Annotated in this window: 16 protein-coding genes and 1 pseudogene; 10 read left to right on the forward strand and 7 right to left on the reverse strand. The window is 43.1% G+C overall.

The window, feature by feature from the left end; all coding sequences use genetic code 11:
* Positions 1–284: pseudogene (locus JFC08_RS13910) on the reverse strand (hypothetical protein); the annotation flags it as partial.
* Positions 285–587: 303 nt separating this feature from the next.
* Between JFC08_RS13910 and JFC08_RS11155 the strand changes: the two are divergent.
* Positions 588–1,235, forward strand: a complete 648-nt coding sequence (locus JFC08_RS11155) for a DNA-3-methyladenine glycosylase (RefSeq protein WP_198330743.1) — start codon at positions 588–590, stop codon at positions 1,233–1,235.
* Between the two features lie 53 nt (positions 1,236–1,288).
* Positions 1,289–1,600: a YqfO family protein gene (locus tag JFC08_RS11160; RefSeq protein WP_198330744.1), complete on the forward strand. Its 312-nt coding sequence runs from the start codon at positions 1,289–1,291 to the stop codon at positions 1,598–1,600.
* A gap of 9 nt (positions 1,601–1,609) precedes the next feature.
* Here the strand turns inward: JFC08_RS11160 and JFC08_RS11165 are convergent, their stop codons facing one another.
* The 3 genes from JFC08_RS11165 to JFC08_RS11175 all read right to left on the reverse strand — a co-directional run bounded on the left by JFC08_RS11165 (position 1,610) and on the right by JFC08_RS11175 (position 3,901).
* Positions 1,610–1,981, reverse strand: a complete 372-nt coding sequence (locus tag JFC08_RS11165) for a hypothetical protein (RefSeq protein WP_198330745.1) — start codon at positions 1,979–1,981, stop codon at positions 1,610–1,612.
* Positions 1,982–2,276: 295 nt separating this feature from the next.
* A complete protein-coding gene (locus JFC08_RS11170) occupies positions 2,277–2,939 on the reverse strand; it encodes a PepSY domain-containing protein (protein ID WP_198330746.1) in 663 nt (220 codons plus the stop codon).
* Positions 2,940–3,697: 758 nt separating this feature from the next.
* A complete protein-coding gene (locus tag JFC08_RS11175; RefSeq protein ID WP_045443240.1) occupies positions 3,698–3,901 on the reverse strand; it encodes a CsbD family protein in 204 nt (67 codons plus the stop codon).
* A 503-nt stretch (positions 3,902–4,404) separates the two neighbouring features.
* Here JFC08_RS11175 and JFC08_RS11180 point away from each other — a divergent pair.
* Together JFC08_RS11180 and JFC08_RS11185 are read left to right on the forward strand one after the other, a co-directional pair.
* Positions 4,405–5,094, forward strand: a complete 690-nt coding sequence (locus JFC08_RS11180; protein WP_198330747.1) for a TetR/AcrR family transcriptional regulator — start codon at positions 4,405–4,407, stop codon at positions 5,092–5,094.
* Positions 5,095–5,344: 250 nt separating this feature from the next.
* On the forward strand, positions 5,345–7,558 hold the full coding sequence (locus JFC08_RS11185; RefSeq protein ID WP_198330748.1) for a molybdopterin oxidoreductase family protein: 2,214 nt from the start codon (positions 5,345–5,347) through the stop codon (positions 7,556–7,558).
* A 98-nt stretch (positions 7,559–7,656) separates the two neighbouring features.
* Here the strand turns inward: JFC08_RS11185 and JFC08_RS11190 are convergent, their stop codons facing one another.
* Positions 7,657–8,982 carry a D-amino acid dehydrogenase gene (locus JFC08_RS11190; protein ID WP_198330749.1) on the reverse strand — a complete coding sequence of 442 codons (1,326 nt, stop codon included), beginning with the start codon at positions 8,980–8,982 and terminating at the stop codon, positions 7,657–7,659.
* A 74-nt stretch (positions 8,983–9,056) separates the two neighbouring features.
* Positions 9,057–9,830, reverse strand: coding sequence for a CAF17-like 4Fe-4S cluster assembly/insertion protein YgfZ (gene ygfZ / locus JFC08_RS11195; protein WP_198330750.1), 774 nt, complete (start codon positions 9,828–9,830; stop codon positions 9,057–9,059).
* A 326-nt stretch (positions 9,831–10,156) separates the two neighbouring features.
* Between ygfZ and JFC08_RS11200 the strand changes: the two genes are divergently transcribed.
* From JFC08_RS11200 to JFC08_RS11210, 3 genes are all read left to right on the forward strand, one after another.
* A complete protein-coding gene (locus tag JFC08_RS11200) occupies positions 10,157–10,510 on the forward strand; it encodes a zinc ribbon domain-containing protein YjdM (RefSeq protein ID WP_227697746.1) in 354 nt (117 codons plus the stop codon).
* A gap of 111 nt (positions 10,511–10,621) precedes the next feature.
* The gene (gene hemL, locus JFC08_RS11205) at positions 10,622–11,923 is read left to right on the forward strand and encodes a glutamate-1-semialdehyde 2,1-aminomutase (RefSeq protein ID WP_109590738.1); all 1,302 of its coding nucleotides are present in this window, start codon (positions 10,622–10,624) and stop codon (positions 11,921–11,923) included.
* A 318-nt stretch (positions 11,924–12,241) separates the two neighbouring features.
* Complete coding sequence (locus JFC08_RS11210; protein WP_198330751.1) at positions 12,242–13,990, forward strand: AMP-binding protein; 1,749 nt, start codon at positions 12,242–12,244, stop codon at positions 13,988–13,990.
* 16 nt (positions 13,991–14,006) lie between these two features.
* On the opposite strand, the gene JFC08_RS11215 is transcribed toward JFC08_RS11210, so the two are convergent.
* Entirely contained in the window at positions 14,007–14,348 is a 342-nt protein-coding gene (locus JFC08_RS11215; protein WP_227697748.1) for an Mpo1-like protein, read from the reverse strand.
* Positions 14,349–14,806: 458 nt separating this feature from the next.
* Between JFC08_RS11215 and ppx the strand changes: the two genes are divergently transcribed.
* From ppx to tilS, 3 genes are all read left to right on the forward strand, one after another.
* Positions 14,807–16,333 carry an exopolyphosphatase gene (gene ppx, locus JFC08_RS11220; protein ID WP_198330753.1) on the forward strand — a complete coding sequence of 509 codons (1,527 nt, stop codon included), beginning with the start codon at positions 14,807–14,809 and terminating at the stop codon, positions 16,331–16,333.
* Between the two features lie 226 nt (positions 16,334–16,559).
* A complete protein-coding gene (locus JFC08_RS11225) occupies positions 16,560–17,363 on the forward strand; it encodes an acetyl-CoA carboxylase carboxyltransferase subunit alpha (protein ID WP_087814733.1) in 804 nt (267 codons plus the stop codon).
* Positions 17,364–17,605: 242 nt separating this feature from the next.
* Positions 17,606–19,165: a tRNA lysidine(34) synthetase TilS gene (gene tilS / locus JFC08_RS11230; protein WP_198330754.1), complete on the forward strand. Its 1,560-nt coding sequence runs from the start codon at positions 17,606–17,608 to the stop codon at positions 19,163–19,165.
* Positions 19,166–19,172 lie beyond the last annotated feature (7 nt).

The following is a 19,172-nucleotide window of genomic DNA, read 5'->3' on the forward strand; positions in this document are numbered from 1 at the left end:
GGCTTAACTTCTGGCTTAATTTCTGGCTTAATTTCTGGCTTAATTTCTGGCTTAACTTCTGGCTTAACTTCTGGCTTAACTTCTGGCTTAACTTCTGGCTTAATTTCTGGCTTAATTTCTGGCTTAATTTCTGGCTTAACTTCTGGTTTGTTAGTGGGCGGGATTGTGACTGGTGGCTTCACTTCTGAATTAAATTCATCACTATCATTACCACATGCAGCAAGCATGGTAGATAACATTAGCATACTGATTACTTTTACTGAACGTGTAGATGTCATTTTCATAACACTCCCCTAATTAGAACAAGAGAGGAATATAACACTTATGTTTATGTTATGTTTGCTATTTGTTATACCGCTAATTTTATATTTGAATCTCATGTTCCAGATATATTTAGAAATGAGTTCAATTAAATCATTTAAATGGAAGGCATGATAGTTTTTAGGTTTAAAGTGTCAGGTGCATTCTAGAAAAATACAGTCATCGCAATAAGATATATAACAAAAATAGTTCTGAATACCTTTTCTTAATTTTATGCTAACTTATTAATTATTCAATGGTATAAAAAGCATAAAAGGTCATTACTAATGTCAACGCCTCAAACTTCCACGGCGCAGCCTACTATTTTAGAGCCATCATGGTTTACTCGACCAACCTGTGTGGTCGCTGCTGACTTAATAGGTAAAGTGCTGTGTAGAAAGCTGTCAGATACGGATGGCACAACTAAAATATTGCGTATGCGCATCTCAGAAACTGAAGCTTACATCGGTGCGGGCGATCCCGCTTGTCACTCACATGCTGGCAGCCGAACGCCGCGCACTGAAATCATGTATGAGCAAGGTGGCGTTTTTTATGTGTATTTGACTTATGGCGTCCATCATATGCTTAATTTAATCAGCGGTGCTATCGACTCCCCTGAGTCGGTGCTGATACGCGCGGGGTTTTTAGCAGAAGATAGTGACCGCCTGCGAGATGAGCAATTATTGAGCTTAGATCAACAACTGATTCATCCTAAGCAGTTTTCTGGTCCCGGTAAGCTGACTAAGCGTTTACAAATCGACCGTGACGTGTATGGCAAATCTATTCATCCAGCATCAGCCGTTTGGATAGAAGAAGACGGTTGCAAGCCGCCAGTATCGCTGCGTCCACGGATTGGTATTGATTATGCGGGCGAGGCAAAAGAGTGGTTATTACGCTACATTTGGACTGACCATCCTTCGTTATCCAAAAAATAGTAAGATTGATAGTTGATGGCTGTTTTTCTAAATAGCCTAGAAGGAAGTAATACATGTATAAATTGACGGTTTTTATTCCAGATACAGCATTAGAGCAGGTAAAGTCCGCTTTATTTTCGGCGGGCGCTGGGACGATTGGCAATTATGAACAGTGCTGTTGGCAAGTGCAGGGAATAGGGCAATTTAGACCACTGGCAGGCAGTAATCCAAATATTGGAGCACATGATCGACTGGAAACCGTTGAGGAATGGCGAGTAGAAATGGTAGTGGCTGATGCTGATATTAAAGAGGTCGTCGAGGCGTTAAAGCAGGCGCATCCTTATGAAACGCCTGCCTATGATGTGATTGAAGTATTAGACTTTTAGGGTCAGCTCTCAGTCTTTTTTGATTTTAATCACGTTATAACTCGGATAGCCAAGCTCGATTTTGTAATCTTCACTGCCGCGTTTGGCTTTTACTTTTATTTTACTGTCACCTTTTTTGTATTTGACGTCTTTGACTCGATAACCCATATTGCTGACTTTATTCGCAGCCCTTTGCTCGATAGCAGGCTGATAAAGCTCTTTATCAATGGAGTTGATGGTCTTCTTGTGCTTTTTGTAGACCTTACTGTCTTTATAAACATCTTCGTAAAGGTCGCCGTAAGCATTATAACCAGGTGCGGTGACACAGCCAGTCGTTAGCGTCAGCAACACTGCAATCATACTGGCGGTAGCAGTGGCTTTTAATAAAGTATGGTGGTTCATCAAATCCTCTTATGATGTCAAAGATGTTTTTGCGTCTCTTATAAAAAAGGGTCAAATAAACCAAGGGCTGGCTTATTTGACCAAAGGCATCAAGTAATCAATGATGCCAAAACTTTATTTAATAGCTTTATTTCACTAATTTCATCTTTAGCGCACTTAGATATAGTCGATTCAATATAATTTAGATTCAAGGAAGGCAAGCGAAAATACTATAAATAGCAGACTAAGCGAGCCTGATACCGTATCTGATTTATATAGGATTGACTATAACTATCAATTGAATGGAGGACATGCCCTAGTCTTTTTCAATCTTAATCACATTTAAATTTGGGTAACCAAGTCGTATTTCATATTCTTGCGAGCCGCGCTTGGCTTCAATCTCGAACACGCCGCTTCCGTTCTTTTCTTCCAACTCAATGTCTTTGACCTGATAGCCCATGCCTTGTATTTTATTGATTGCACGTTGCTTAATTGCTGGATAACGCGAGTCTCTTTTAATACTATCTTCGATATCATCATTTTTATAGTGCTTATTATTCTTATGCTTGCCATTATTTTTATATTTGTCTTTCTTGTAATGGTCTTTGTCATATCTATCGTCTTGCCAAACATTAGACCAAACTTTTTTATTCGAGCTAATAAGTTTTAGATCAGGATACGTGTATTTTAGCTCGTATGCTTGGTTGTTCTTTTTGGCATAAGCGGTCATTATGCGATTGCCACGGTAGTTATCGGATTTGATATCCATAACCTGATAGCCTTTACGGCGCAGATCAGCGCGTAGCTTTTGACTAATACGGTTATAGTCAGTGTTACCATAATCATCATTACCACCATATACTGGATAATTATCATATCCTGGACCGACGACGGTACACCCAATTGTAGTGCCCAATAATGCAATCGCAAGACCAGTAGATATAACGGTCTTAAATGAGAAAGGCTTTAGAGTTTTCATGATCCAATATCCTATAATATTTTTAAATTACCCGTCGCATCATTGCTGGTGATAGCCGAGCACGTACGCACTCTATAAATTGTTCATATAATCGTATTCATAACTTACTGGCAAATTAATTGTTACCATCGTCATTACCATTATGCGCTTTGAAATATTTTCTTACATTATCTATCATAATGGACAAAGCTTGATGATTAGTGTCTTTTGCGTTAATAAGTTGTAATCAGGGTAACGAATATGAATCATGTAAGCATATGCTTACACGTAATGACGCTTACGCGACTTAACATCAGGTTAGGAATTAGGCATTATAGTCACACGGCATTAGGGAATGTGACTCAAGGATTGAGTTGACCGCATTAAGGATAATGATTCACTTATTAGCATCAGGATGATAATGATAAGTGGAGTAAGGACACATACCCTTTGCTGCTATCAGTAGTTAATGCTGGTAGTTGTAGTAAAAAGGGCAGGATGCCCAGTATCACAATATGCTGAATATTATGCAAGGATGCATGGGAAACAGTGGTGATAGGTAACATGGATGGTTAATAATAAAACCGCATAACAGTTAATTGCTATGCGGTTTTATTGTGTCTAGACTTTGAGAAAAGCCTAATCCCTAAAGTAATCGATATTTGATTTAGCTTCTAGAAACTTCGCTAAATATATTTGTCGAAATTTAGATGAAGTGCTAGTAATAAAAAAACCGTATAGGCAATATACGGTTTTTTGTTTTTTGAAATTACAATAACTTAGTATTTATGTTCAGTACGCCATGCGTCTACTTCACGTTCAGCATCATCTTTGCTGTGACCATAACGTTCTTGAACTTTTCCGACCAATTTATCACGGCTACCTTCAACGTGTAATAAATCATCATCAGTAAGATCAGCCCATTTTTGTTTTACTGAGCCTTTTATTTGGTTCCATTCACCTTTTAGAGTATGTTCGTTCATTTTTATGTTCCTTCTTTTATTATAAAATTGGTTATTGAGACAATTATTCCATCTGTCTTTAATCGACATTTTACTCAGCTGCTATCAGTACTTATGAATCAGCTAACTGGTGATATCTAATATAAGTGCTCACCATCGCCATGTCTGTATATGCAATGTTGAGAGTGTTGCTCCATTATGGAGATCTGCACAGCTATGTTATGCATCGTCCATTTGTGTAATGAATGAAGTGTTTTATCAGTGACATACGTAAAGAGGATCAACAAGTCTGACGATGATTTATAAAAATGACGTCGTAACACGCTGTAAATATAGGAATAAAAAAAGTATCTGTCATCATAAATGTGGCGGCTATTTTTTTATGATTGTTTTAGGATGGGTTAAAACGAATCATCAAGAATAAGTAAGGTTAAATATTTAGTGATAGACTTCTTGTTTAAATGGCTATAGCCTTATAGTTGAAATAACAATTGTTTTATAGATTAAGTTGGGGCAGATTGATAGTGAATGTACTTAACAGCGTAAGTGCTAAAAAACCGGAAACTAAGCGCAAGCAGGCAAAAGCGAAAACCCGTCATAAATTGCTAAAAAGTGCCTTGCAGCTGTATAGCGTAGAGGGCGCTCTTGGTATGAGCATGAATAAAATCGCGAAAGGTGCAGGTATTGCTCAGCCAAGTTTTTATAATCATTTTGATAGTTTAGATGCGTTGCAGCAGGTGTTAAGCAAGCAACTTAAAGACAACTATTTATCGCCGATGCGCATGGCGTGGGTAGATATGCTTAAAGACTATCCAACGCTGTCTAAAGAGGATTTCAATGAGCGTTGTCAGGAATGCCTAACATTGATTTTTGATGCCGCTTTTCAAAACATCACTTTATTTCAACGTTTGCTCGAAGACAGTCTGCGCTTTGATTCAAACATAAAATGTAACGGGTTGGGAAGTCTAATCATAGAGATAAGACATGAGTGGACCAAGATATTTATAGAGGGATTGCAGTCAGCCGAGTGCTCTTTTGACGAATCTGACGTTCATCTCTGTGTCGATATCGCTGCCGCCCAAGTACATGAATTGATATTGGGCTGTCATCAACAGCGTTATTCACGGCAGCAAGCCATTGAGATATTGTGCAAAAACTTTGATGGACTTTTTAACAGTTTTTTCGCCAAAGACAAGCGCAGAGTAAATGGCTAGTCATCCAGCTTATCAATGTTGCACTTTGGCTAATTCTCAGTGTTTTTAAGATTGTTAAGATGAGCAAATTTAGTAACCATATTCAACTTATAAAACGGAATTTATATAGTGAAAGCGATATAGTCGAGTCAATTTAAAAGTAGTACAAGGCAACCGAGTGTAGATGTATCTTTAATGCTTCAAGCGAGGTTAACGCAGTAATACTTTTATAGTGGAGTGACCATAGTAAAAAATAACAGGGAGCGCGACCATGGCTAGTGAAAAGAGTCACAAGGATGAACAAACACATTTTAGAACCTGCAATTTATGCGAAGCAATGTGCGGAATTGTCATCAAGCACGATGGTGACAAGGTATTATCGATTAAAGGCGATAAAGATGATCCATTTTCTAAAGGGTATATTTGTCCAAAAGCGACTGCTTTGCAAGACTTGCATGAAGACAGTGATCGCCTGCGTCATCCCGTTGAGAGAACGGCTAACGGTTGGAAAGAGATTGGCTGGGCTGAGGCGTTAGATAAGGTTGCCGCCGGTATTCAGTCGGTACAGAAAAAACATGGTCAAAACGCTTTCGGTATTTATTTAGGCAATCCTAATGTCCATAATTTGGGCAGCATGTTAACCATTAAGCATCTATTAACCAGTATCAAGACGCGCAGTCGCTTTTCTGCGACTTCCATCGACCAGTTACCGCATCACATTGTTAGCATGCATCTGTTCGGGCATATGCTGCGCATCCCTGTGCCCGAAGTCAATCGTACCAAATATATGCTCATCATTGGCGGCAATCCGCTGGCGTCTAACGGCAGTATTATGACCGCACCAAACATGCGTCAAAAACTAAAAGATATCAAAGCGCGTGATGGTAAAGTGGTGGTGATTGATCCACGCCGCACCGAAACCGCCGACATTGCTAGCGAGCATCACTTTATTCGTCCAGCGACCGATGTTTTGCTCTTGCTCGCCATGCTCAATGAAATTTATCTCCAAGGGTATGCGGACAAGGCACGCGCTAACAATAATAGAGCAGCGGCGCTCGCGCCAGAGATTGCACGCATTGCAGACTTTGCAAAAGACTATAGCGCCGAGTCCGTCGCTGAGATTACTGGTATTGCGGCAGATGAGATTAAACGACTCGTCAAAGAATTTTGTGAAGCAGAAAGTTCGGTCTGTTACGGGCGCATGGGCGTCTCGGTGCAAGAGTTTGGCTTACTGAGTCAATATCTAATCATGCTGATTAATATTGTCACAGGTCGTTTGGATGAAGTGGGTGGTCTGATGTTCCCCAATCCTGCGGTCGACGTGGTCAATAACTCAGGCCCAGGTTATTTAGGTAAGCGCCATAGCCGCGTGAGTAACTTGCCTGATTTTAACGGCGATTATCCAGTGGTAGCGATGGCGGATGAGATGTTGGTAGAAGGGGCGGGGCAGCTAAAAGGCTTTATGACTGTCGCGGGCAACCCTGTACTCAGCACGCCGAATGGTGAAAAGTTAGATACGGCTTTTGCCAACTTAGACTTTATGGTCGCTATTGACTACTTTGTCACAGAAACCAGCCGTCATGCGCATATCATTTTGCCGCCGGTATCGCCGCTAGAGCGCGATCATTATGACGTCACCTTTAACAATTTTGCTGTCCATAACGTCGCCAAATATTCAAAGGCATTGTTTGTTAAGCAAAGAAGTGCCAAACATGACTGGCAAATCTACTTAGAGTTAGCAAAACGCTTGGATAAAAAAGCCGTACTTGCAACCAAAGTCGAACGCCTAACAATAAAAGTTTTGGGTCCGAAATTTGTGCTTAATCAAGGTCTGAAACGTGGGCCTTATAAGGGTCTCAATCTAAAGCAATTGAAGAAAAATCCGCATGGAATTGATTTGGGATCGCTCAAAACCATGCTGCCACAAGCGTTAAAACACAAAGACAAGCAGATTCATCTTAATGTTGATTTTTATCGAGCAGATTTAGAGCGGGTGCAGGAGATGATGCAGGACTATGATGACAAGCAAATTCTATTGATTGGTCGTCGTCATGTACGCAGCAATAATTCGTGGCTACACAACAGCTATCGCTTGGTAAAAGGTAAGCCGCGCTGTACTTTGATGCTGCATCCTGAAACGGCGAAACAGTACGGTATTGAGGATGGTCAAAACGTAAAAGTAACGTCGCGTGTGGGTAGTGTCACGATCGTAGCAGAAGTGACGGATGAGCTGATGCCAAATGTCGTGAGTATCCCTCATGGGTGGGGTCATGGCCGTAAAGGGGTAAAACAAAAAATCGTTCAAGCGCATGCGGGCGTCAGTGTCAATGATTTGACAGACGATACCTTAATCGATCAGCTAAGTGGCAATGCGGCAGTCAATGGTGTACCAGTACAATTGGAAGCGATTGAGCCGGAAGCAACTGATTTGGAGACGGCTGATTCTGATGTTGATTTCAATATGGAATCAGGGAGCGCTGCATAAAATAGTTCTAGAATAAAAGTCTTCCATATAAAGAAAAAAGGCGCTGACTTATAGTGGTAGCGCCTTTTTTACGTTTCTTATTCTTACGTTTCTTATTTCTACGTTCCTAAGCCAACAAAATCAAAATCGACTGGCGGTGTCTCACCTTGTATCAATAAGCTGATAGCCTTTGCCGAACCACAAGCATGGGTCCAACCAAGCGTACCATGACCTGTATTGAGCCATAAATTATCAAAACTAGCATCCATATTATGACTACCATGACGGACTTGACCCCTGTGTGCGCGCCCAATTAACGGCACATTAGAAGGTGTCATTGGACGTAGCCCTGTCCAATATTGCACAGAATTGGCAATGATACCTTTGGGAAACAACTGCTGCACACGGCGGGTAATGGCAGCACAGCGCGTGCTATTTAAATCCAAATTGTAGCCGTTAAATTCTGCCGTTCCAGCGACGCGTAACTTGTCACCAAGGCGTGATGTCACCAGCTTAAACTCATCATCAATGAGACTGACAAAGGGTGCTAGATGCGGGGCGCGGGGGTTGATTTGATAAGTAGCTGAGTAGCCTTTGGCTGGAAATATCGGCGCATGTATTCCCAAAGGTCTTAGTAATGACACACTATAGCTACCGAGGGCTAGTACATGGCTGTCTGCACTAAAGGTTTGCGCGTTTTCTCCCTTAGGTTGAATGGTAATACTATGTACATGCGGGCGAGCAGAATGGGCGTCAGTGTTTAACGCCAGAATCTCGGTATCGTATAAAAACTTAACGCCAGCCTCGATGCAGCGCTCGGCTAAGCGCTGGGTAAATAAATGGGCATTACCCGATTCATCACGGCTGGTATAAGTAGCACCTTTTAGCTTATGAGCAATAGGGTAAAGCGCAGGCTCTAGGTTAACGGCATTATTTATATCGATGACATGACGCTCACAGCCTAACGCTTGCATGCGCTCCGTTGGCGCAATCGCGGCATCAAATTCCGCTTGATTGGTATAAAAATGCATAATACCACGCGTTTGCTGCTCGTAATCAATACCGATATCAGCACGCAGCTGTTGTAGTGCATCTCGTGAATACAAGCCTAAACGTACCATTTGTACCAGATTGGCATCGGCTCTATCTGCACGGCATTCTTGCAAAAACTGCATCGCCCATTTAAGCTGCGCCTTATCAGCACGCAAGCGATACAGCAGCGGTGCATCCTCGCGAAACAGCCATTTAAGCGCTTTCATTGGAGCCGCTGGATTGGCCCAAGGGGTTGCGTGCGAGACAGATATTTGCCCACCATTGGCAAATGAGGTCTGCATACCGGCCGCTGGCTCACGCTCAATGACGGTCACATCGTAGCCTGCTTGGCGAAGGTACCATGCGGTGGTCACGCCCACCACGCCCGCTCCGAGTACCGCAATATGGGTCATAGATTACTCTGCTGCTTTTTTAGTAAAAATGTTTTGAAGAGTTCTGCTTATTACGCGTCACTCATCATGTCGTACTATTTTTGACGCGCAACATCGGCTTGCAGCGCTGGCGGTAAGTTTAATATCGTAAGCTCACTATCGGCTAAATGCTCTGGACGGGCAACGACCAATGCTTTAAAACCATTACCATTAATAGTGTCATCGGTAATCGCATTAACCACATGAATTTTTTCTAGCTTGTCACCGGCTGCTGGCACGTCACCTGCGCCGCTGACATAATGTAAAAACGCTTTTGGTGCTGCCTTAAAATAAATACGGGCAATCACTTCTTGACCAAGATAGCAGCCTTTATCATAGTCCATACCGCCGCGCTGATGCAGACGCAGCTCTTGTGGCTGAAACAGACCTTGGGTGGCAGCAACTATCCAATAGTTGCCAATGGCAAGACTCGCTTGCATCCACGCTTGGGTATCGGTTGGCGTATTGTGGTCTTCCTGATGACTAAAAGTTGGCACGTCATCAAGCACGCAAGGATAAATGGGCGCGGGCGTACTGGTATCAAACTTTGAAAAGGCACCGAACTTTTTTAAATGGGCTTGAAAAGCCTCAGCACAATCGGCACTGATAACCACATCGTAATGCTTTTCTGCCTGCTTCTTAATCCAAATACCAAATTCAATGCGACCTTTTAAATTGCTAAGCGCCGTTGCTTGATAACTGAGTCCGAGCTTGGTGACATCAGAGGTTAGCTGACCCTGTAAGAATTTTTCTGCATCTTCACCTTGAATCGTTAGTTGAACAAATTGTGGCAATGTTGATGAGAGGGTCGATACTTTTGATTGAGTCATTATTATTATCCTATTCATAAGTCGCTATCGTTATAAGTAGCCATAGCCTCAGATATTGTGGTGAGTACTGAGTTATTAAAGTAATTGCTAAAGTAAATATTGAGGTTTTTACCATCTAAAGATACATGGTCATCAAACCAAATTTATTTAAAGCAGAGTACCACAAAACACTGTGTGATAAAAAACGTCCGCTGTAAGACATGAGCGAATCTATCAATTAGTCACAGCACCGCATTTACAAGCGAAGCGATTGGTTAAAGCTGGCGAGTTACGGTACAATGTTAGCTCTAGAATACACCCAATTTATCACGGCTGACGAGGAAATTATGAGCTTACCCAATTGCCCAAAATGCGATGCTGAATATACGTACGAAGATGGTGCGTTACTGGTATGTCCCATGTGTGCTCATGAATGGACTGCGGCTGAAACCGATGCGGCACAAGCTGAAGAGCAAGGCGCGGTCATTCGTGATGCGGTCGGTAATGAGCTGCAAGATGGCGATACCGTCACCGTGATTAAAGACTTAAAAGTCAAAGGTTCATCGACCGTTATTAAAGTCGGTACCAAAGCAAAAGGTATTCGCCTGCTGCCCGATGCGTCTGATGGTCATGATATCGACTGTAAACTTGATGGTTTTGGGCCAATGAAGCTTAAATCATCTGTTGTTAAAAAAGCATAAATTATTAAATGTGCTTTAAAAATCTGCTAAGCATTAACAACAAGACGCAAAGTTATTTTTAATAAAATAAGACAGAACCAATATTAAAGAAATAATAAGTAGAGAATAATTATGAGCACTAAAAACGAACAGCTATTTGCGCAAGCCCGAAAACATATTCCTGGCGGCGTAAACTCGCCAGTCCGTGCCTTTGCTGGTGTCGGTGGCACGCCTATTTTTATGCACCGTGCTAACGGTAGCAAAATTTATGACACCGAAGACAATGCTTATATCGATTATGTCGGCTCTTGGGGTCCAATGATTTTGGGTCATGCGCACCCTAAAGTGATTGATGCGGTCAAAAAAGCAGCTGATGATGGTTTAAGTTTTGGTACGCCTACACCGTTTGAAACGACTGTTGCCGATAAAATTTGCGAAATCGTTCCTAGTGTGGAGATGATTCGTATGACTAGCTCAGGTACAGAAGCGACCATGAGTGCGATTCGCTTGGCACGTGGTTATACCCAACGTGACAAAATCGTTAAATTTGAAGGTTGCTATCATGGGCACTCAGACAGCTTATTGGTAAAAGCAGGTTCGGGCATGCTTGATATCGGTGAGCCAACCTCAAAAGGCGTGCCAGCAGATTTTGCCAAGCATACGATTACGATTCCTTATAATGACCCACAAGCGATTAAAGATTGCTTTGAGAAATGGGGCGAAGAAGTCGCTTGCGTGATCTTAGAACCAATCGCTGGCAACATGAATATGGTCATTCCGACCCAAGAATTCCATGATACCTTGCGTGCAGAATGTACTGCCAACGGTTCAGTGCTGATTTTTGATGAGGTGATGACGGGCTTCCGTGTTGGACTGGGCGGTGCCCAAGCGCATTTCGGCATTGATCCTGATTTGACGTGCTTTGGTAAAATCATCGGTGCAGGTCTGCCTGTTGGTGCTTTCGGCGGTAAAAAAGAAGTGATGTCTTGCATTGCGCCACTCGGCGGCGTCTACCAAGCCGGCACATTATCAGGTAATCCACTCGCGATGCGTGCGGGTATTGCGATGTTTGAAGACTTAACCGTAGATGGTTTTTATGCTGAGTTAGCAGCGAAAGTTGATCGTCTAGTAGATGGTTTTCAAGCAGCGGCTGACAAACACGGCATCAACATGCGTACCAATAAATTGGGCGGTATGTTTGGCATGTTCTTTGTTAAAAACAATGAAACTGACACGCCAAAGAACTTCGATGACGTGACAGAGTGCGATATGACGGTGTTTAACACGTTCTTCCATGGCATGTTGGATCGCGGTATTTATCTGGCACCCTCTGCTTATGAAGCAGGCTTTATGTCAATTAAACACAGCAATGAAGATATTGATGCGTCGATTAAAGCCGCTGACGAGATTTTTGCAGAAATGGCAAAAGCGTAACTGTTTGTTCAGGACCTTATTTATTCAGGACCTTGTTTATTTAAGACCTGTTTAAAATGTATGTACTTACAAGAACCAGTATGAGAAATCATGCTGGTTTTTTTTGTGTCCAATATTTATCCTTTTGTGATTTTTACTATAAAAGATAAAGATTTTTTGACGATGACTGCATAAATTAAAAAACTAAGACTAAGACTAAGACTAAGACTAAGACTAAGACTAAGACTAAGACAGTTCCTTCTTTGGGTGATTGCAAAATAAACGATAAATTATGCTATTCTGAGATGAATCAAGACAATTGAGCAAGGATGCTAACTGATGACTACAAGCACTAATGATATGCCCAGCAGTAATACGCCACCGTTATGGCAAGCTTCATATGAGAAATATGGAATAAGAAATAATTTAGATGTATTAGAGGGCAAGCACAACCTGCTGGATTTATTGCAACCCAAGATAAACCAGCATAGTGATTCTGTAGCTTTTAGTATGGGGCCTGCCACCCTTACCTTTGCACAATTGGATATTGCCAGCCGCCGCTTTACTGCTTTTTTGCAAGCACAAGGAATCAATAAAGGCGACCGTGTCGCTGTGCAATTACCCAATATATTGCAGTATGCCGTGGTGTTACTTGGTTGTCTGCGAGCAGGCGCGGTATTGGTGAATGTCAATCCGATGTATACCCATTATGAATTGGCGCATCAGCTGACGGATGCTCAAGCTAGTGTGCTGATTGTCCTCGATGGGATGACCTCTGCTTACGATCAGTTAGATGATGCAGTCAAAGCGCAACTTTCATTCGTCGTACATTGTTCCGTCAATCCGAATGCTGCACCTGCTGATAACGATATTGCTTTGCTTACCCAACTTGAACCGTCGACCGATACTACTCGTCAATTCAATCAAACCAACCAAACCACAGCCGATAATGCTGCAAAAAATATCTCAGAGCAGAGTGTAAGCTTTGCCCATATTATGAGTGCATACCACGCTGAGCAATATCAGCCTGTTACTATCGAGCGTGAAGATTTAGCTTTATTGCAATATACGGGTGGCACGACTGGCAAGCCAAAAGGTGCGATGCTCACGCATTACAATGTCATGGCTAATGTCTGTCAGTGTTATGCGATGTTTGGTCATGCGATTGAAGCAGATCGTAGCGAGCAGATCAAAATACTCAATCCGTTGCCGCTCTATCATATCTTCTCATTTACCGTTTGCGGCTTACTAGGCATTTATGGCGGCTGGGAAGACATACTGGTCACCAATCCGCGTGATATCGATGGACTAGTCAATACTATCGAGCAGCATCGTCCGCATGTTATTCCTTCGGTTAATACCTTATTTATTGGTATGCTGCATCATCCAAAGTTTGCCAACCTTGATTTTAGTCGCTTGGCACTATCTATTGGTGGCGGCACCGCAATCATCAAAGCCGTATCTGATCAGTGGCAACAAGTCACTGGTATGATTATCAATGAAGGTTACGGCATGTCCGAAACTGCACCAGTTATCTCTTTTAATCCACCTGGTATAGATCGTTTTAATGGTAGCGTTGGTCTGCCACTTGCGATGATGAATATTAAAATCATTGATGAGCAGGGTGCAACTTGTGCAATAGGTACACGGGGCGAGGTTTGTATTAAAGGCCCGCAGGTCATGCGTGGTTACTGGCAACGAGACAATGCAGATACTTTTACAAAGGATGGCTACTTTAAATCGGGTGATATTGGTGTGCTAGATGAACATGGATTTTTGACGCTGGTGGATCGTAAAAAAGACATGATATTGGTTTCAGGATTTAACGTCTATCCAAACGAAGTGGAAGCGGCATTGACAGAGCATCCGAAAGTACTTGAAGTCGCGGTGGTTGGTATTGCAGATGAGCACAGCGGCGAGGTACCCAAAGCGTTTGTGGTTAAAAAGGATTTGAGCCTAAATGTAGAAGAGTTACAAAGCTTCGCAAGCGAGCGTTTAACAGGTTATAAACGCCCGCAGTCATACGAGTTTATCGATGAATTGCCCAAAACTGCGGTAGGCAAAATATTACGTAAGTCTTTACGTTAGTTGGGCTAGTGGCGAGTTATGATCGTCCGATTTTATCAAATTTACGGTCTTTTAAGCTGAGTCTACCGCGTAGGACATCACTGTACATACGAAAGTCGCTAGCAAAGCTTTTTAAAGGAAATTTGAACGAGGCAGGTTTGTTTTTTTCAAAGAAAAAATGACCGACCCAAGCGCAAGCATATCCAGCAGCGATACCTTTAAGTAATGGTTTTGGCGAAGCGGTTTTGACCGACTTTGCGAGTCCCAATAAGCCAAAGCTACTACCAGCAAAATGTAAGCGGCGGCAAGCCATGTTTTGATGTTCAGCTAAATAGAAGTCATAAAATTTCTGCTTTGTTGGGCTGACGGTTGTCATCATGTTTTTTTTAGCATTGCTGACCGCTTGAGCATCGGCGTTTTTGGTAGTGTTTTGTGTGGTCGCTTGATTCATTTGTTTAGCTTCCTTGCTAATCGTTTCTTGAGTATAGATATTAGGGGGCTTTCTGTTTTAATAAAGCGGCTGGCGCTCATTAAGTGACTGTTATTTATTATAATATTGGTCGTTTTTAATGTAGCAAAACGATATCCTTAACACAAGCAATGGATGTTTATGGCGCATTTGTTATTTTGTTGATGATGCGCTTGCTGCTTAATTAGCATTTGGGTCACTTGCCAGTGTTTGGCATAAATGCTTTAATGGCGAAAATTACGTCAAATACGTGAGCCGCTTTGCGTAAATGGCTCTATTTGGTGCAGCTATGATGTTTATATGACCCAATCATCTGATTTTTAGCGCATATCCTCTCCCTTTTATCCAACACGGTAACGATTCCTCTTATGCCTATTGACTACCTTACAAATCCGCCGCTTGCTGATGATGAAATGATGGCAGCCATTGATATCGGTTCCAATAGTTTTCATCTGGCCATTGCGCGTCTTGACCATGGTGAGGTGCGAAAAGTCGTTTCTATGTCTGAAAAAGTACAGCTCGCCGCAGGTTTGGATGAGAATAATATCTTAAGTGCGGCAGCTGCACAGCGAGGTCTCGACTGTTTGAGCCGATTTGTGGCGCGTTTGGATTCGGTACCACCCGAACGCATTCGCGTGGTCGCGACCAACGCTTTACGCCAAGCCAAAAACGCCAATGACTTTATTGCCCGTGCCAATAAAATATTGCCGAAACCCATTGAGATTATCGCGGGACGAGAAGAGGCACGCTTGATTTATTTGGGCGTCTCACACACCAATGCCAGTAGTGACAAGCGTTTGGTCATCGATATTGGTGGCGGTTCGACAGAGTTTATCATTGGTCAAGAGTTCGATCCGCTATTGACCGAGAGTTTGCAGATGGGCTGTGTCGCCTTTACCCAGAAGTACTTTGCCGATGGTCAAATCACGAAAGAAGCCTTTAATAATGCGATATCAGCCGCTCGCAAAGAAGTGTTAGCGATTCAGGGTCGTTATCAAAAATTGGGCTGGAGTAGTGTGGTTGGCTCGAGTGGGACGATTAAAGCGGTACGTAATGTGCTGGTATCTAAGGGCTGGGCTGATGAGCAAGAGCGCATCACTTATAAAGGTGTCAAAAAGTTAGAGAAACTGTTGCTTAAAATTGGCAACGTCGATGACATCGATTTAGAAGGTGTTAAGGAACATCGCAAAGCCGTCTTCCCAGCAGGCGTTGCGGTACTGCGTGCAGTCATGAAAGTGCTGGGTGTAGATACCATTACTTACTCAGATGGTGCACTACGTGAAGGTGTGATGTACGACATGCTTGGACGCTTTGCTAGCGAAGATGTTCGTGACCGCAGTGTGCTGGCGCTGATTAAGCGTTATTCAGGGGACAAAAAACAAGCCAAACAAGTGGTGAAAACCAGTCGTCATTTATTTGAGCAAGTGAAGGAGAAGCTCGCCCTTACCAATGATGATTGTGATTTACTCAGACGTGCGGCTTTCTTGCATGAGATAGGATTGGCCATCAGTCATAGTAGTTATCATAAGCATAGCGCGTATTTGCTTGAGTATTCTGATATTCCAGGATTCTCACAAGTCGATCAAAAGCGCATGGCACAGCTGATGCTCAATCATCGTCGTAAGCTCAAGGCTGATATGTTAGAGCAGACCTGTAATATTGGTGGTAATCAGCTCGTTTATCTTTGTCTGCTGCTACGCTTAGCCGTACTGGCGCATCACAGCCGCAGCGATCATGAATTACCAGAATTACAGTTACAAGCCATGGATGATCATTGCTGGCAAATCACCGTTGCCGATAACAGTGAGCATTATGCTTTCTTATTGCCCGATTTGCATACTGAGATTGAGCAGTTTGCCAAATGGGGCGTGACGCTGAGCGTGGTTGAGGGCTAGGCAGCGCTGCTTTGCACTGACGATCAACATGATGCCGTTACTATTGTAATGAGTATGCTATAGATTAACGTAACAAAAGCGGCTTTGTCAGTAATGTCATGCCATTTAAGATGTGCTACTATAGCTTCTATTGAGTTTACAACTGTACTTTCATTATCTGAAAATCGATAACGATATTATTCTTAAACATAAATACATTAAGTATAATTATTAAAGGGAAGCGTCTATGAGCACTGTCTGGGATAGTGTGCAGCTTGCACGGCACGCCAAGCGTCCATTATTTATGGACTATGTTAATCAGCTGTTTACCGAATTCGATGAGCTGCACGGTGATCGTGCTTTTGCCGATGACAAAGCCATACTTGGTGGTCTGGCGCGTTTTGATGGTCAGCCTGTGATGGTGATTGGTCAACATCGCGGTCGCAGTACCCGTGAGCGTATTGCCCATAACTTTGGCATGGCCAATCCTGAAGGGTACCGCAAAGTGATTCGTTTGGTCAAAATGGCTGAGCGCTTTAATATTCCTGTGATGACCTTTGTCGATACCCAAGGCGCTTATCCGGGTATCGGTGCTGAAGAGCGCGGACAAGCGCAAGCCATTGCCGAAAGTATCGCCGTTTTTTCTAGCCTAAAAGTGCCTATTATCGTGACTATCATCGGTGAAGGCGGCTCAGGTGGGGCGTTGGCAATTGGTGTTGGTGACAAAGTCAATATGCTACAAAATAGTATTTATTCGGTTATCTCTCCGGAAGGCTGTGCCTCTATCCTGTGGAAAACAGCTGAAAAAGCACAAGACGCTAGTGAAGCCTTGAAATTAAATGCGATTAATTTATATCAAATGGGGCTGATTGATGCCGTCATTGAAGAAGGTGAAGGCGCACATATCAAGCCGCAGCCAGTCATGATCGCCTTGAAAGCACTTATTGCTGAGCAGTTAGATGAGATTAAAGATTTAGACGCACAAGCGCGTTGTGAGCTGCGTTATGAGAAGCTGAAAACCTTTAACTCAGAAGTGATGTTGCCTGCCTAATTGGTCGCTATCACACCTCTGTTACTAAGCCGCTATTCATGGACACAAAGCTTTTCATATTAGAGACTGAGTCTTAATGCTAAAATAAAAACGCGTCATTTTATGGCGCGTTTTTTTGTGGCTGTTAATATACGTCGTAACTGACGCTGTAACTGACGCTGTAACTGATGTCGTAGCTGACGTATAAGCTGATTCATTTATATGTCAATTCATGTATGTATGCTAAATAAATAAGGCTGATTATGACCAGCAGTGCAATCCTCCCGCATCCTATGAAGCCAATCGCAGACTTGCCTGTCGATGCCGATCTGGCACAAGCATTATTGAGCAGTATGGTTGAATATGGTGAACAGCTGCACGGTCGACGGCTTTGGCTGGCGTGTAGTGGTGGTCGTGATTCATTAGCATTGGCTGCGCTGTGTTTGCAGCTCTATCGCCAAGGTAAGTTGCCATTTTTGCCGCAATTGCTGCATGTCAACCATGGTTTGCAAGCAGATAGTGACACTTGGGCGATGCATGTCGCTCATTGGGCAGCAGTGCAGCAGATACCGTGTCGGATTTTACGTGCGCAAGTGAATGGTCATGATGAGCAAGCCGCAAGGCAAGCTCGTTATGATGTCATGCGAGCGCAACTCAATCAAGATGATGTATTGCTCTTAGCACATCATGCCGATGACCAAGCAGAGACGGTGCTGATGCGGCTGATACAAGGCGCTGGGGTGAATGGTCTGTCGGGTATGCAGCCGTGGCGTATCCAAACGCAGGGCGCACAGCGTATGGCATTATGGCGACCTTGGCTGATGGTCAAACGCGGCAATATCAGCAATTACGCTCAGCGCCTAAAGCTCCCTTATATTGATGACCCAACCAATGATGCTGGCGATAATGTACGTAGTGGGCTACGCCTCGACATCATGCCAGTATTGGCGACCTATAATTCTAATGTCATTGACAATATCGCCCGTAGCGCACAGCTATTGCGTGATGCCCAATTAATAATCAATGCACAAGCGGCAGAAGATTTACAGCAGATAGAGGTAGCATCATTACAGCTATCGTCTGCCCAGCGTGTGCTAAGTATAGACAAGCTACAAGCATTACCCATTTATCGTCAGCGGAAACTATTGCATCATTGGCTCGGTCAAGATGAACCGTTACCGCCTGCTAAGCAGCTGGTCGATGATGTATTTATGCTAAGCCAACGTGGAGATGCTGATCACCAAACGGCGCTTTTTTGGCAAGCTCGTAAGCAGTCCTATACGATTTGCCGCTACCGTCAGCAGCTTTATCGTTTAAGCAGTGAGTGGCGCAAGTGGTTAGCATTACCGCTTACCAAACAGATTCAACCCTTATCTGATTTTGTTGTGGCTGATGCTGATTCAGCGGCTGCCCAGCCTGTGTCAGTTACCTTACGCAGGGATAATAAATTGACTTGGCAAGCGCAAATGATGCCAAATGCCTTGGCAGAGCTATTAGACAGCGACCAAGATGGTGATGAGAAGTTTGAGATTACCTTTGCACCATTAGGTCGTCAACAGCGTGTGCAAACTGCATTGGCATCACGTCCACAAGCGGGCAAGAAACTATATCAAACGCTTGGTGTACCTGTATGGTTGCGCGAGAGTTTGGTGGTGGTCAGTGCCGTATCCGTACAGCAGGATAAAGAGTGGCCATTATTGCTGGTTTCACCTTTTGAGCGCTGGATACTAGGGACGAGTAGATCGCTAATAGACACGATAGACAATACTGGTGTTTTAGATAGTGTTATTAGAAACAGTCTAAGCATCAATAACGCTTTTTAATATTGGC

This window comes from Psychrobacter cibarius, from assembly GCF_016107535.1.
Taxonomy (GTDB): domain Bacteria; phylum Pseudomonadota; class Gammaproteobacteria; order Pseudomonadales; family Moraxellaceae; genus Psychrobacter; species Psychrobacter cibarius.

Excerpts from the sequence above, each read along its gene's own strand:
- JFC08_RS11155 (WP_198330743.1), top strand. The coding sequence starts at position 588 with ATGTCAACGCCTCAAACTTCCACGGCGCAGCCTACTATTTTAGAGCCA.
- JFC08_RS11160 (WP_198330744.1), top strand. The coding sequence starts at position 1,289 with ATGTATAAATTGACGGTTTTTATTCCAGATACAGCATTAGAGCAGGTA.
- JFC08_RS11165 (WP_198330745.1), bottom strand. The coding sequence starts at position 1,981 with ATGAACCACCATACTTTATTAAAAGCCACTGCTACCGCCAGTATGATT.
- JFC08_RS11170 (WP_198330746.1), bottom strand. The coding sequence starts at position 2,939 with ATGAAAACTCTAAAGCCTTTCTCATTTAAGACCGTTATATCTACTGGT.
- JFC08_RS11175 (WP_045443240.1), bottom strand. The coding sequence starts at position 3,901 with ATGAACGAACATACTCTAAAAGGTGAATGGAACCAAATAAAAGGCTCA.
- JFC08_RS11185 (WP_198330748.1), top strand. The coding sequence starts at position 5,345 with ATGGCTAGTGAAAAGAGTCACAAGGATGAACAAACACATTTTAGAACC.
- JFC08_RS11190 (WP_198330749.1), bottom strand. The coding sequence starts at position 8,982 with ATGACCCATATTGCGGTACTCGGAGCGGGCGTGGTGGGCGTGACCACC.
- ygfZ (WP_198330750.1), bottom strand. The coding sequence starts at position 9,830 with ATGACTCAATCAAAAGTATCGACCCTCTCATCAACATTGCCACAATTT.
- JFC08_RS11200 (WP_227697746.1), top strand. The coding sequence starts at position 10,157 with ATGAGCTTACCCAATTGCCCAAAATGCGATGCTGAATATACGTACGAA.
- hemL (WP_109590738.1), top strand. The coding sequence starts at position 10,622 with ATGAGCACTAAAAACGAACAGCTATTTGCGCAAGCCCGAAAACATATT.
- JFC08_RS11210 (WP_198330751.1), top strand. The coding sequence starts at position 12,242 with ATGACTACAAGCACTAATGATATGCCCAGCAGTAATACGCCACCGTTA.
- JFC08_RS11215 (WP_227697748.1), bottom strand. The coding sequence starts at position 14,348 with ATGATGACAACCGTCAGCCCAACAAAGCAGAAATTTTATGACTTCTAT.
- ppx (WP_198330753.1), top strand. The coding sequence starts at position 14,807 with ATGCCTATTGACTACCTTACAAATCCGCCGCTTGCTGATGATGAAATG.
- JFC08_RS11225 (WP_087814733.1), top strand. The coding sequence starts at position 16,560 with ATGAGCACTGTCTGGGATAGTGTGCAGCTTGCACGGCACGCCAAGCGT.
- tilS (WP_198330754.1), top strand. The coding sequence starts at position 17,606 with ATGACCAGCAGTGCAATCCTCCCGCATCCTATGAAGCCAATCGCAGAC.